This window comes from Luteibacter sp. NPDC031894 (assembly GCF_050273135.1).
Taxonomy (GTDB): domain Bacteria; phylum Pseudomonadota; class Gammaproteobacteria; order Xanthomonadales; family Rhodanobacteraceae; genus Luteibacter.
The window spans coordinates 70,214-83,273 of the sequence record NZ_JBNNMV010000007.1; the positions used below are offsets into that span (position 1 = coordinate 70,214).

The 13,060-nt window shown below is 66.2% G+C and carries 10 protein-coding genes; 4 read left to right on the top strand and 6 right to left on the bottom strand.

Annotated elements, in window-relative coordinates:
* Positions 1-45: 45 nt before the first annotated feature.
* The 4 genes from ACQKIE_RS16590 to ACQKIE_RS16605 all read right to left on the bottom strand — a co-directional run bounded on the left by ACQKIE_RS16590 (position 46) and on the right by ACQKIE_RS16605 (position 6,384).
* Entirely contained in the window at positions 46-1,608 is a 1,563-nt protein-coding gene (locus ACQKIE_RS16590; RefSeq protein WP_427461136.1) for a response regulator, read from the bottom strand.
* 19 nt (positions 1,609-1,627) lie between these two features.
* Positions 1,628-2,074, bottom strand: a complete 447-nt coding sequence (locus tag ACQKIE_RS16595) for a response regulator (protein WP_427461138.1) — start codon at positions 2,072-2,074, stop codon at positions 1,628-1,630.
* The gene (locus ACQKIE_RS16600; protein WP_427461140.1) at positions 2,071-3,867 is read right to left on the bottom strand and encodes a sensor histidine kinase; all 1,797 of its coding nucleotides are present in this window, start codon (positions 3,865-3,867) and stop codon (positions 2,071-2,073) included. Before ACQKIE_RS16600 ends, ACQKIE_RS16595 begins: the two co-directional genes overlap by 4 nt.
* A 168-nt stretch (positions 3,868-4,035) precedes the next feature.
* A complete protein-coding gene (locus ACQKIE_RS16605; RefSeq protein WP_427461142.1) occupies positions 4,036-6,384 on the bottom strand; it encodes a GH92 family glycosyl hydrolase in 2,349 nt (782 codons plus the stop codon).
* Between the two features lie 143 nt (positions 6,385-6,527).
* Between ACQKIE_RS16605 and ACQKIE_RS16610 the strand changes: the two genes are divergently transcribed.
* The 4 genes from ACQKIE_RS16610 (at position 6,528) to ACQKIE_RS16625 (ending at position 11,193) form a co-directional block, all read left to right on the top strand.
* Entirely contained in the window at positions 6,528-7,577 is a 1,050-nt protein-coding gene (locus ACQKIE_RS16610; protein ID WP_427461144.1) for a LacI family DNA-binding transcriptional regulator, read from the top strand.
* A gap of 113 nt (positions 7,578-7,690) precedes the next feature.
* Entirely contained in the window at positions 7,691-8,920 is a 1,230-nt protein-coding gene (gene fucP, locus ACQKIE_RS16615; RefSeq protein ID WP_427461356.1) for an L-fucose:H+ symporter permease, read from the top strand.
* Positions 8,921-8,998: 78 nt separating this feature from the next.
* The gene (locus tag ACQKIE_RS16620; protein WP_427461146.1) at positions 8,999-9,979 is read left to right on the top strand and encodes a carbohydrate kinase family protein; all 981 of its coding nucleotides are present in this window, start codon (positions 8,999-9,001) and stop codon (positions 9,977-9,979) included.
* Entirely contained in the window at positions 9,976-11,193 is a 1,218-nt protein-coding gene (locus ACQKIE_RS16625) for an AGE family epimerase/isomerase (RefSeq protein WP_427461148.1), read from the top strand. Before ACQKIE_RS16620 ends, ACQKIE_RS16625 begins: the two co-directional genes overlap by 4 nt.
* Positions 11,194-11,196: 3 nt before the next feature.
* On the opposite strand, the gene ligD is transcribed toward ACQKIE_RS16625, so the two are convergent.
* Both ligD and ACQKIE_RS16635 read right to left on the bottom strand, forming a co-directional pair.
* Positions 11,197-12,069: a non-homologous end-joining DNA ligase gene (gene ligD, locus ACQKIE_RS16630; RefSeq protein ID WP_427461150.1), complete on the bottom strand. Its 873-nt coding sequence runs from the start codon at positions 12,067-12,069 to the stop codon at positions 11,197-11,199.
* 3 nt (positions 12,070-12,072) lie between these two features.
* A complete protein-coding gene (locus tag ACQKIE_RS16635; RefSeq protein ID WP_427461152.1) occupies positions 12,073-13,020 on the bottom strand; it encodes a Ku protein in 948 nt (315 codons plus the stop codon).
* Positions 13,021-13,060: the final 40 nt, after the last annotated feature.

Here is a 13,060-nt window from a genome sequence, read left to right on the forward strand (position 1 = left end):
TCAACAAGGGGCAACTCCTAGGAACGGCGATGTGACATGACAAGGTCAACGACTCGCTTCACTCGCATCCAACGCCTCGCGCACCTTCCGCAACAACCCCCGCGACTGCACGGGCTTCTCGATCACATACAGATGATCCAGCTGCGGTAGCTCGTCGAAGTTCGGCGGCGAATCCGGTCGCGCCAGCAACAGCACCGCGCCGGTGTATCCGTGCTCGAGCAACGCGGCGAGTGTACGCACGCCGGTGAAGAGGTTCATGTCCGCATCCATCACGACCAGGTCGGGGATGCCGTGAGCCTCGATCCACTGCAGCGCCGCGGTGCCGCTCTGGCTTGCACCTGCCTGGTAGCCGTAAGCGTCGAGGGTATCGACCAGCAGCGAGAGCTGCACCGCTTCCTCGACCACGACGAGCACACGCTCGGCCTCGCCTTGCAAGCTGGCGTCCATCACCTGCGGCTCGACGTGGTCGGCGTCTTCCGCGTTCAACGGCAGGTAGAGATGGAATGCCGTGCCTTCGCCCACCTGGCTGCGCACGCGCATGAGGCCGCCATGGCTGGCGACGATGCGCTTGCACGAGAGCAGGCCCAAGCCGGTACCGGCGGCCTTGGTCGTGAAGAATGGTTCGAAGAGCCGCTGCAGGACATCGGGACTCATCCCTTCGCCGGTATCGATGACCGACAGGCGGAGGTAGCGTCCCGGCGCGGCCGGCTCGACGTCGACGAAGAAGTCTTCGGGCAGGCTGACCAGGTCGGTCTCGATGCGCAGCGTCCCCCCGTCCGGCATGGCCTGGATGGCGTTGAGGCACAGGTTCAACAGGCACTGCTGCAGCTCGGTGTGGTTGCCCTCGAAGGCCACGTCGCGATCGAAGATGTCGACTTCCATCTTCACCGTGCGGGGCACGCTCCCCTGCAACAGGAGGTTCAACGCTTCGAGCAGCGCGCCCAGCTTTACCTGCTCGGCACGTCGCGCACCGCGCGCGAAGGAGAGCATCGAGGACACCATCTCCAGTCCGCGGCGGCCGCAGTCGCGGACGAGCGTGCCGAGGCGGGCGAGGCGCGGGTCGTCCGCGTAGTCTTCCAGCGTGTCGCCGGCCAGCAGCAACGGTTGCAGGAGATTGCGCAGGTCGTGGCTCAGGCCGCCGGCGAGGAGTGCGAGGCTCTCGAAGCGCTGGGCGCGAATGAGCTCCTGCTCGGCGCGCACGCGCGCGCGTTGCTCTTCGGCTTCGCGCAGCGCACGTCGCACCGCGCTGGCGAGACGCGCCGTGTTGTGCTTCAGGATGTAATCGGTCGCGCCATTGCGCAGCGCTTCGATCGCGGCTTCCTCGCCGAGCGTCGCCGATATGAAGATGAAGGGTATGTCGGAAGAACGCTCGCGCAGGATCTGCAGCGCGCGCTCACCGCTGAAGACAGGCAGGCTGAGGTCCGATAGCACGATGTCGGGGGCGAAGCCATCGAGGGCGGCGACGTACGCCTCCTCGTGGTCGACCAACCTCACGTCGTATTCGATGCCGTCCTGCTCGAGTTCACCCAGGACCAGTTCCGCGTCGAACGCGTTGTCCTCCACCTGGAGGATCCGGACCTTTTGGGATTGTCCGCCCATGTCAGTCATGGCTTGCGACCAGGCTCCGTCATTCGCCTTCGGGGCGCTGGTTGAGCACAGCCCAGAAATGGCCGAGCGTCTGGACCGCGGTGAAGAACTGCTGCACATCCACCGGCTTGAGGACGTACGCGTTCACGCCGAGGTCCCAGCTGCGGGCCAGGTCGCTTTCCTCGCGCGACGACGACAGGATCACCACCGGCAGGCGCTTCCAGCGCTCTTCCGTGCGCAGCTGCTTGAGGACTTCCAGACCATCCATGCGCGGCATCTTGATGTCGAGCAGGATCACCGCCGGGTCGCCTTCGACGCGGTCGGCGTAAGGCCCACGGCGATGGAGCCAGTCGAGGCAGTCCACGCCGTCCTCGAGGTGGACGATCGGGTTGGCGAGTTTGGCCTCGCGCAGGGCGTCGATGGCCATCTCGGCATCGGCCATCGAGTCTTCGACGAGGAGGATCGTGCGCAGGTCGCGCTGGTTCATGTGTCACCCGTTCTGGCGCCCGGAAGGTCCGCGGCCGGTAAAGAGAAATGGAAAGTGGCGCCGACGCCGGTTTCGCCCTCGGCCCAGGTACGCCCTCCATGGCGCGCGATGATGCGTCTCACATTGGCAAGGCCGATGCCGTTGCCGGGAAACTCGGAAGCGCGGTGCAGGCGCTGGAACACGCCGAACAACTTGGCCGCGTACTGCATGTCGAAACCGGCACCGTTGTCGCGCACGCTGAATTCGTAGTCGCCGGCCGGGAGGCGGTCGACGCTCACCTCGATGGTGGCGACTTCACGGTTGCCCGTGTACTTCACGGCGTTGCCGAGCAGGTTCTGCCACACCGTGCGCAGCATGTTCTCGTCGCCGATCACGATGGGCATGGGCGCGATCCGCCAGTCGATGCGGCGGTCCCGCGCATCGGTCAGCACCAGCGCGCGTGCTTCGTCCACCAGGGACTGCATATCCACCGTCTGCAGGCGCAGGGCCCCGCGTCCCAGGCGGGAGAACACGAGCAGGTCGTCGATCAGCTGGGCCATGCGCCGCGAGGAACTGCTGATCACGTCGATGTAGTGCCGCACGCGGTCGTCGGCCTTGTCGCCCAACTGCGACTCGAGTTTGCCGGCGAATCCGGAAATGTGCCGCAGCGGCGCGCGCAGGTCGTGCGACACGGAATAGCTGAAGGCTTCCAGCTCCCGGTTCACGTCGGAGATCTGCTCCACCTTCCCTTCCAGCTGGCGGTTCAGCTCACTGACCTTCTGCTCCACGAGCGCGCGCGCGGTGATGTCGCTCACCGTCAGCAGGAGGGCCGGATCGTTGCTGTCGGGCTGCTCGATGCGGCGGGCATTGATGACGACGAACCGATCGATGCCGTCCACCGTGCGCTGGGTGAGCTCGTAATCCCACAACTCGCGGTCGCGCGTGATCACATCCGCGAGGCGCTGCAGGAGGGCGGTGTCGGTCCAGGCGCCCTCTCCGATCTGGTCGAGCGGAAGCTTCTGGTCGCCTTCCGGGTCGAAGCCATAGAGCTCCGCGAAGGCCGTGTTGACCAGCAGCGTGCGCAGCTGGCGGTCGAGCATGGCGATCGGCTCGCGCACTGCCTGGACGATGAGCTGGGAGCGCTTCACGGCACCGGCCACGCGCGACTCGGCGGCCAGGCGGATGGCGATCTGGCGTTCGGAAACGACCACCACGATACCGAGCAAGGCGATCTGCGCGAGCGCCGCGACCAGGAGCACCACGCGGTTGTCGTTCGCCAGCCTGCGGGCCTGGTCGCGACGCTTGTCGAGGAGCTTCGATTCCTCAGCCAGTACCGTCTGGATCTGCGTGCGTATGGGGAAAAGCTGGCGCGCATCTTCCATCGAGGCCAGGGCGCCGCTGCGATCGCCCGCCTGGAGGCGCTGCAGCGCCTGGTCGCTCAACGCCATACGGCCATTGGCGATGGATTCGAGTGCACCAAGACGCGCCACCTGCTCCGGGTTGTCGCGGGTCATCTCGCGCAGCGCGGCCACGATCCCGGGAACGACTTTCCGCGGCGCCCGGGCGCGTTCGTCCAGCCCTTCGCTGTCCGCCGCGCCGGCCAGCCGGGCGTAGATGGCGGCCTCGCTGTTACGCAAGGTTTCGGCGAGCTGGTAGACGTTCGCCTTGACCTCGGCGGTATGGGTGACCCAATCCCGCGAGTTCAGTGCGTCCTCGGAACTCGAGCGCGTGACGATGTACGGCAGCGCGACGATCACGAGCACGGCAGCGAGCAGGCCCACGAGGCGCCAGCGCAGTCCGATACGTTCGATCATGCCTTCGTCATCCCCGCGACGACTCCTGCCAAGGAAGGGTGCTCATTGTAGACGAGGACGGGCACGCCCTCTTCCCCCGCATGGCGAGAAAAGAAGGCGCACCCGTCCTGATGGAGGCGTGCTTAATGCCGAAACGGTCGTGAAGGACCCGTGACGGCAATCACGTACTCAGTGCGCGGCGTCGCTCATGGAGTACGGCTGCGCGCCCGCGCTGCTGCCCCAATCCTTCGCCGGCGTTTCCTGCATCGAGAAATGCAGCTCGCCGCCGGCCACGATCTCCTCGTGGCGGATGAAGGTGCGATCGAGCGGCTTGCCGTTGAGCGTGACCTTGCCCACGTACGGATGCTTTGCATCGAGGTGGTCGGCGGAGACGGTGAACGTCTTGCCGCCCGCGAGGTTCAGCGTGGCCTTTTCGACGAAGGGCCGGCCGATCACGTACTGGTTGCTGCCCGGCGCGACCGGATAGAAGCCGAGCGAGGTGAAGATGTACCACGCCGACATCTGGCCCAGGTCGTCGTTGCCGACGAGGCCGGTGGGCGTCGGGGTGTACTGCGTCTCCATGATCTTCACCAGGCGCTCCTGGGTCTTCCAGGGCTGGCCGGCATAGTTGTACAGGTAGGCGACCTGATGGCTGGGTTCGTTGCCGTGCGCGTACCAGCCGATCAGGCCGGTGATGTCCTCGACGTGGGCGAACGACTTCGGGTCCACCTTGGCATCGAACACCTGGTCGAGCTTCTTCACGAACGCGTCCTTGCCGCCGAGCGCGGTCATGAGGCCCGCGACATCCTGCGGCACGTACCAGGAGTACTGCCAGGCGTTGCCTTCCGTGTAGTCGCTACCGTAACCGGCCGACGACGGGTCGAACGGCTCGCGGTAGTTGCCATCGCTCTTCCGCGCGCGGAGGAAGCCGGTCTTCGTGTCGAAGCTGTTCTTCCAGTTGCCGGCGCGCTTCATGAAGCTCGCGGCGATATCGTCCTTGCCCATGGCCTTGGCCATCTGGGCCAGAGACCAATCGTCGAAGGCGTACTCGACGGTCTTGGAGGCGGCTTCCGGCTGGCGGTCGATCGGCACGTAGCCGAGCTTCATGTAATCGTCGAGGCCGCCGTACGGACCGTAGGTGGCACTGGCGACCATGGCCTTGAGCGCGGCGTCCGCGTCGTAGCCGCGAATGCCCTTCATATAAGCGTCGGCGATCACCGGCACCGCGTGGTAGCCGATCATGCACCACGTCTCCATGCCCTGGTATGCCCACACCGGCAGGATGCCGAAGGGGCTGGCCTGCTGCGCGGCGACCAGCGAGCTGACGAAGTCATTGCTCTTTTCCGGCTCGAGCAGGGTCATCAGCGGCTGCTGGGCCCGGTAGACGTCCCACAGCGACCAGGTCGAGTAGAAGTCGAAGCCCTTGGCCGTATGGACCTGGTTGTCCGGCCCGCGGTACTGGCCGTTGACGTCCATCGACAGGCCGGGCGCGATCATGGCGTGGTACAGCGCCGTATAGAACGTCTTCCGGGTCTGGGCGGGGGCCTGCACGTCGACCGAGGAAAGCGCCTTCTCCCAGGCCTGGCGGGCTTCCGCGCGGCGGGCGTCGAAGTCGAAACCGGCGCCGTCCTTATCCAGGTTGGCCACGGCGTTGTCCTCGCTGACGGACGACACGGCGACCTTCACGATCAACGGCTTGGCGAGGTCGCCGAAGTCGAACACGCCTTCGAGGGCCCGCCCGCTGATGGCGTCGACGTCCTCGGCGCGGTTGCCCGGGCCGGAGAAGCCCTTGTAAGGCACGTCCTTCTCGCGGTTCTTGAGGCTCCGGGAGGACAGCGGCTGGTTGAAGCGCATGGCGAAATACAGCTGGCGGCCCGGTGCCCAGCCACGGGTGGTGCGGCCACCGGTCACCGTGCCGTCGTCGCGGACGCGCAGCGAGGACCAGAGCACCTTGCCGTCGTAGTCATAGATGCTGGGACGGAGGTCGAGCAGCAGGTGGGCCGGCTTGCCCTTCGGGAAGGTGTAACGATGCCAGCCCACCCGGCTGCCGGCGGTCAGCTCGGCCCGGACGCCATAGTCGGCCAACGTGACGGCGTAGTACCCTGCCTCGGCTTTCTCGCTCTTATGGTCGAAGCGCGAGCGATAGCCGCTACCGGGCTGGTCGGGGGAACCGGGGTCCAGCTTCACATCGCCGGCGATGGGCATGACGAGCACGTCGCCCAGGTCGGAATGGCCGCTGCCGGAGAAATGCGTATGGGAGAAGCCCAGGATGCTCGAATCGCCGTATTGGTAGCCGGCGGCCCACTTGTACGCGTGCTTGAAGTCCGGCATGGCCGTGTCCGGCGACAGCTGGATCATGCCGAACGGCACCGTGGCGCCCGGGAAGGTGTGGCCGTCGCCACCCGTTCCGATCATCGGATCCACCGCCGCGAAGGCGCCATTGGCCTTGCCGCCAGGGGCCGCGGCGGCCAGGGCCGGCAGGGCGAGGGTCAGGGCGGCAGCCATCAGGCCGCGGCGCAGGCGGGTGGTTCTGGACATCGTGGGTACCCCAGGTTATTTGGATCGTGACAAACGCGTCGAACGTAGCAAAGATAGCGCTATCGCGCATGTTGCAGTGCGTGATGCATCCCTGAGCCCCCCGCGCGATGATCGCCGGGTTTAGATCGTTTGAAGGAGTTCCGATGTCGAGGAATACCCCGCAGCGCCGCAAGGTGACGCTCGCCGATATCGCACAGGGCTGCGACGTCTCGCGGGCCACCGTCTCGCTGGTGCTGCGCGGCAGCCCGCTGGTGAACTCCGCCACCCGCGCTCGCGTGGAGGCCGAGCTCAAGCGCCAGGGCTACGTATACAACCGGGCGGCGGCCAACCTGCGCCGGCGCACCTCCTCGAGCATCGGCCTGGTCATCAACGACCTGGGCAACCCCTTCTTCGCGGAATTCGCGGCCGGCGCGGACGAGGCCCTGGCCAGCGCGGGCTACGTCACCCTGCTCGGCAACACCGGCGAATCCCCGGTCCGGCAGCAGGCCGTGCTGAACTCGCTGGTGGAACACGGCCCGGCCGGCATCATCCTGTCGCCGGCCGAGGGCAGCGAGGGCGAGCAGGTGCTCGCTGCCGTCGGCGTGCATACGCCCCTGCTGGTGTTCAACCGCGAACTCCCCGACGACGACGGCACGCACCGTTGGGACACCCTCGAGATGGACAACGAGCACGGCGCCCGCCTCGCTACGGAACATCTCATAGAACTTGGCCACCAGCGCATTGCCTTCTTCGGTGGCCACCGCGATTCGAGCTCGGTGGAACAACGCCGCCGGGGCTATGCGGGGGCGATGCGCGATGCCGGCCTGAAGGTCGATCCAGCCTGGCTTATCGAGAGTGCGCCGACGCGCCTGGAAGCAGCTCGCCAGACCGGCGCGCTGTTCGCGCGCGACCCAGCGCCGACGGCGGCGGTTTGCTACAACGACGCCGTGGCGCTGGGGCTTATGCTTGGCCTGACCAAGCGAGGCCGTCGTCCGGGCGAAGATTTCGCCCTGACCGGCTTCGACGACGTCGCAGAAGCTTCGGTCTGCGTGCCGCCCCTCACCACCGTCGCGGTCGATCCGCGCGGCCTGGGACGGCGCAGCGCCGAACTCATCCTCGAAAGACTTGGCAATCCCGAGACGGAAGCTGCGTATACGATCGCGCCTGTACGGCTCGTCGTACGCGAAAGCAGCTGCCCACCGTCCTCCCCCTGAACCCGAAAATGGAGCGCCCCATGGCCACCGGTTACACGCCATCGCCCGCATCGCCGTCCGCCGCGACACCCGGCGACACCCGCTATACCTATTTCCCCCTCGCCCTTGGCGTGATGACGACGATCTTCTTCATGTGGGGGTTCCTGACCTGCCTGAACGACATCCTCATCCCGCACCTGAAGGCCGTGTTCGAGCTGAACTACGCGCAGGCACTGCTGATCCAGTTCACGTTCTTCGGCGCGTACTTCATCATGTCGCTGCCCGCCGGCAGGCTCGTCGCCAAGCTCGGCTATAAGAAGGGCATCGTCGCCGGCCTGATCATCGCCGGCATCGGCGCCGCGCTGTTCTGGCCCGCCGCCGGCATGCGCGTCTACGGCTTCTTCCTCGGCGCGTTGTTCATCCTCGCGACCGGCATCACGGTGCTGCAGGTGGCCGCCAACGCCTATGTGGCCCTGCTCGGGCCCGAGAAGACGAGCTCCAGCCGCCTCACCCTGGCGCAGGCGCTGAACTCCTTCGGTACGTTCCTCGCGCCGTTCTTCGGCGGCTTCCTCATTCTCTCGAATGCGGTGAAGAGCAGCGCCGACATCGCGAAGATGAGCGCGGCGGAACAGATCACCTACCGCGCCCACGAGGCCGGCACCGTGCAGGGCCCGTACATCGGCCTGGCGGTGGTGCTGGTGCTGCTCGCCATCGGCGTGTACCTGTTCAACCTGCCCGCCCTCGAGGAAACCACCGAGAAGGCCGACGACAGCCAGCACTCGCTGATGGACGCGTTCAAGACGCCGCACGTGTTCTTCGGCGTGCTGGCCATCTTCTTCTACGTGGGTGGCGAGGTCGCCATCGGCAGCTTCATGATCAATTACCTGGAACTGCCCGAAATCGGCAATATGTCGGGTGAAGTCGCCGCCAGCCACGTGGCGTTCTACTGGGGCGGCGCGATGGTCGGCCGGTTCATCGGCTCGGCGCTGCTGGCGAAATTCTCGCCACGCATGCTGCTGGCCGTGTTCGCCGTCATCAACGGCCTCCTGGTCATCACCACCATGAGCACGACGGGTACGGTCGCTGTGTACAGCATCGTCGCCATCGGCCTGTTCAATTCGATCATGTTCCCGACGATCTTCTCGCTGGGCATCGAACGCATGGGTCCGCTGACCGGCAAGGCGTCCAGCCTGCTGATCATGGCCATCGTCGGCGGTGCGCTGATTCCCTGGATCCAGGGCATCATCGCGGACCAGATCGGCGTGCAGCATGCCTTCTTCATTCCGCTGATCTGCTACGCGTATATCGTGTTCTACGGTCTCAGCGGCTCGAAGATCCGCAGCCTGCCGGTCGCCACGCGCTGACCGCTCGCACGCGACGGCCGGCTCCCATGCCGGCCGTCGTGTTTCCCCTTTACTCCGCCCCCAAGGACAGGCCGTAGCATGTCTTCCATCCTCTGCTTCGGCGAGGCGCTGATCGATTTCCACGCACAGCCCCAGGGCGGCGCCGGTCAGCCTCCCGCCTTCGTTCCCTTTGCCGGCGGCGCGCCGGCCAATGTCGCGGTCGCCGCGGCACGCTTGGGCGGACACGCCCGGTTTGCCGGCATGCTCGCTCGCGACATGTTCGGCGACTTCCTGCTGAAGAGCCTCACCGAGCTCGGTGTCGGCACGGAAGACGTCGCTCGTACCGACGAGGCACGCACGGCCCTGGCCTTCGTCGCCCACGACGACAAGGGGGACCGCAGCTTCAGCTTCTATCGGCCTCCTGCCGCGGACCTGCTGTTCCGTCCCGAACATTTCCGGCGCGAGGCCTTCGACCGCCTCGCGATCTTCCACGTCTGCTCCAACTCGCTCACCGAGGCCGCGATCGCCGCGACCACCGTGGAGGGCATGCGCCGCGCGCGTGCCGCGGGTGCGCTGGTCAGTTTCGACATGAACCTTCGCCCGGCCCTGTGGCCGCGGGACGAGGCGCCCCTGCCGCGTTTGTGGGAAGCCTTGCACGAAGCCGACGTCATCAAGCTGAGCGCGGAAGAGTTCGCCTTCATCCACGCGGGCGCCGGCTCCGACGACGCCGTGCTCGAGCGTCTGTGGCGCGGCAAGGCCCGCCTGTTGCTGGTGACCGACGGCGCGGAACCCATGCACTGGTTCACGCGCGCCGCGCGCGGCACCTTGCAGGGCTATCGCGTGGACGCCGTCGACACGACCGCGGCCGGCGACGCCTTCGTGGGCGGCCTGCTGGCGCGCCTGGCCGCCGAGGGCGTCACGCCGGAGCGCTTCGACGCGCTCATCGAGGACGAAGCCCGCCTGGTCAGCCTGATCCGCTTCGCGGCCGCCGCCGGCGCGATCACCGCGACACGCAAGGGCTCGTTCACCGCCATTCCCGACCAGGCCGAAGTAAAGGCCTTCATGGAGATGCACGCATGACGACCGTCCCCCTCCCCGATTTCCATGACGTGAACGTGCTGCGCGACCATGTCGCGAAGACGATGGCGTTCTACAAGCCGAACGAGGTCGATCCGGCCGGCGGCTTCTTCCAGTACTTCAAGGACGACGGCACGGTCTACGACCGTAGCCATCGCCACCTCGTCTCCAGCACGCGCTTCGTTTTCAACCACGCGATGGCCTACCTCGAGTTCAAGAAGCCCGAGGACAAGGACCTGGCCATGCACGGGCTGAAGTACCTGCGCGAGGTCCACCGCAATCCGGCCACCGGCGGCTATGCGTGGACGATTGCCGACGGCAAGCCCGACGACCAGATGAACCACTGCTACGGCCTGGCCTTCATGCTGCTCGCGTATTCCTGCGGCGTGAAGGTCGGCTTCGACGAAGCGCGTGCGTGGCAGGACGAGATCTGGAACCTCCTCGAGCAGCGCTATTGGGAACCGACCCGCGGCCTGTACCGCGACGAGGCGGACAAGGACTGGCACTTCACCGGCTATCGCGGCCAGAACGCCAACATGCACATGACCGAGGCCATGATCGCCGCGTGGGAAGCCACGAAGGACGACCGCTACCTCGACCGCGCCATGCTGCTGGCGAACAACATGACGCAGCGCCAGGCAGGCCTCACGCCGCAGAAGCTGGTCTGGGAGCACTACCACGAGGACTGGTCGATCGACTGGGAATACAACCTCGACAATCCCAAGCACTTGTTCCGCCCCTGGGGTTTCCAGCCCGGTCACCAGACCGAGTGGGCCAAGCTGCTGCTCATGCTCGAGCGCTACACCAAGGGCACGCCGCGCCATGCCGGCTGGCTGGTGCCGACGGCGAAGCACCTGTTCGACGAGGCGCTGGACAAGGCCTGGGACAAGGAATACGGCGGCATCGCCTACGGCTTCGCCCCGGAAGGCGAGGTCTGCGACGACGACAAGTACTTCTGGGTGCAGGCGGAGTCACTCGCGGCGGCACAGCTGCTGTTCGAGACCACCGGCGAAGCGAAGTACGACGAGTGGTACGAAAAGATCTGGGCCTACAGCTGGGAACACCTCGTCGATCACACGTACGGCGCGTGGTACCGCATCCTCAAGCGCAACAACGAGAAGTACGACGACGAGAAGAGCCCCGCCGGCAAGACGGACTACCACACGATGGGCGCGTGCTACGAAGCGATGGCGTCGCTCCGGCGGATGCAGGGCTGACGGCTAGGGCAAGACCTGCTTCAACGTGCCGATGCCTTCCCATGGATCGTGCTCGAGGGTCTTCGCCCGCTTCAGCGCCTTCGTCAAGTCAAACGCCCCGCCGCTCTTGAGGCGCGCGATCTCGTCCCACGCCAGGGGCATGGCCACTGGCGCTCCGGGACGCGCGCGTAACGACCAGCCCGTGACGCTCGTGGCGCCGCGGGTGTTGCGCAGCCAGTCGATGAAGATCAGGCCTTCGCGCTTGGCCTTGCTCGCCTCCGCGATGTAGAGCTTTGGCTTCTCAGCGACCAGCGCGTCCGCGACGCCCTCGCAGAAGGCCTTGACCTTCTCCCAGGACGGCCCGCGCCGGAACGGCGCCACGACGTGCAACCCCTTCCCGCCGGACGAGCGCACGAAGCTCTCCAGTCCCACCTCGGAAAGACGGTCGCGGATCGCGCGTGCGCCCGCGACAACGGCCTTCCATTCCACGCCTTTCGCCGGATCGAGGTCGAAGATCATCCGGTCGGGCTTGTCCGGTGCATCGGCACGCGCACCCCACGGGTGGAACTCGAGGGTGTTCATCTGCACGAGCTCGAGGACACCGCGCACGTCGTCCACATAGATGTATTCCGCATCGTCGCCGCCCTTTTCCTCCAGCGTGACCGGATGGACATGCGCGCCCAGTGTGTCGGCATGGTGCTTCTGGAAGAAGCACGGCCCCGTCGAGCCCTGCGGACAGCGCACCAGCGACAGCGGGCGGTCGCGCAACTCGGGAAGCAACCACCGGCCCACCGCGTCGTAATACGCCGCGACCTCTCCCTTGGTCGGTCCACCGTCGCCGAACACCGGGCGTTCCGGATGGGTGATGGTGACGCCGCCGACGACCAGCCCGGCCACGGGTCAGCCCGCCCGACGCTTGGCCGGGGCCTTGCGGCTGGCGGTTTTCTTCGTGGCCTTCTTCGCGCTGGTCTTCTTCGCCGGGGCTTTCTTCGCGGGGGCCTTCTTCGCGGCGGTCTTGCGCGTCGGCGTGTCCTTCGCCGCCGGCGTGCGCGTCTTCGCCCCGATGCTCTTCTTCAGTAGCGCCATGAAGTCGACCACGTTGGTCGTGGCGTTCTCCGGCGTGCGCTCCTCTTCCTCGACGGTCGCCGTGACACCCTTGCTCTTCAGCCGCTTCTCGATGGCGTCGCGCAGCTTGGCGCGGAACTCGTCGTGGTAGTCCTCCGGCTTCCACTTGCCCGACATGGATTCGATGAGGTCCGTGGCCATCTCCATCTCCCGCGGCGATATGCGGTATTCGGACGCGGACTTGGCCGGCAACTCGAAATCGGATACGTCGACCACCTCGGCCTTGTAACGCAGGAGGTTGAGGATCAGCGCATCGTCCTGCGGCATCACCGCGGCGAGGTACTCCTTCGTGCGGATGACCACGCGGGCGATGCCGACCTTGCCCGTTTTCTTCAACGTCTCGCGGAGAAGCACGTAGCCCTTCTCGGCCTTCTTCGCCGGAAGCAGTACATAGGGCTTCTCGTAGTAGGCGGGGGAGATGTCCTTGCCATCGACAAAGGTGTCGATCTCGACGGTTTCATGCGCGTCGCTCGCGGCGTTGCGGATGTCCTCTTCCTCGAGGACCACGTAACTGCCCTTCTGGTATTCGAAGGCCTTGACGATTTCCTTCCAGGGCACCTCTTCACCGGTTTCCGCGTTGACGCGCTCGTAGCGGACCGGCGTGTTGTTACGCTGGTCCAGCATGCGGAAATGCAGGTCGTTGCGACGCTCGCCGGACATCAGCCGGATGGGAACGTTAAGCAGACCGAACGATAGCGTTCCAGTCCAGATCGGGCGGGCCATGGTGCAGTCCTCGGCGCGTAGGTCCCGCGAGGATACGGTC

Coding starts and splice junctions, on each gene's coding strand:
- ACQKIE_RS16590 (WP_427461136.1), bottom strand. CDS start 1,608: ATGACTGACATGGGCGGACAATCCCAAAAGGTCCGGATCCTCCAGGTG.
- ACQKIE_RS16595 (WP_427461138.1), bottom strand. CDS start 2,074: ATGAACCAGCGCGACCTGCGCACGATCCTCCTCGTCGAAGACTCGATG.
- ACQKIE_RS16600 (WP_427461140.1), bottom strand. CDS start 3,867: ATGATCGAACGTATCGGACTGCGCTGGCGCCTCGTGGGCCTGCTCGCT.
- ACQKIE_RS16605 (WP_427461142.1), bottom strand. CDS start 6,384: ATGTCCAGAACCACCCGCCTGCGCCGCGGCCTGATGGCTGCCGCCCTG.
- ACQKIE_RS16610 (WP_427461144.1), top strand. CDS start 6,528: ATGTCGAGGAATACCCCGCAGCGCCGCAAGGTGACGCTCGCCGATATC.
- fucP (WP_427461356.1), top strand. CDS start 7,691: ATGACGACGATCTTCTTCATGTGGGGGTTCCTGACCTGCCTGAACGAC.
- ACQKIE_RS16620 (WP_427461146.1), top strand. CDS start 8,999: ATGTCTTCCATCCTCTGCTTCGGCGAGGCGCTGATCGATTTCCACGCA.
- ACQKIE_RS16625 (WP_427461148.1), top strand. CDS start 9,976: ATGACGACCGTCCCCCTCCCCGATTTCCATGACGTGAACGTGCTGCGC.
- ACQKIE_RS16635 (WP_427461152.1), bottom strand. CDS start 13,020: ATGGCCCGCCCGATCTGGACTGGAACGCTATCGTTCGGTCTGCTTAAC.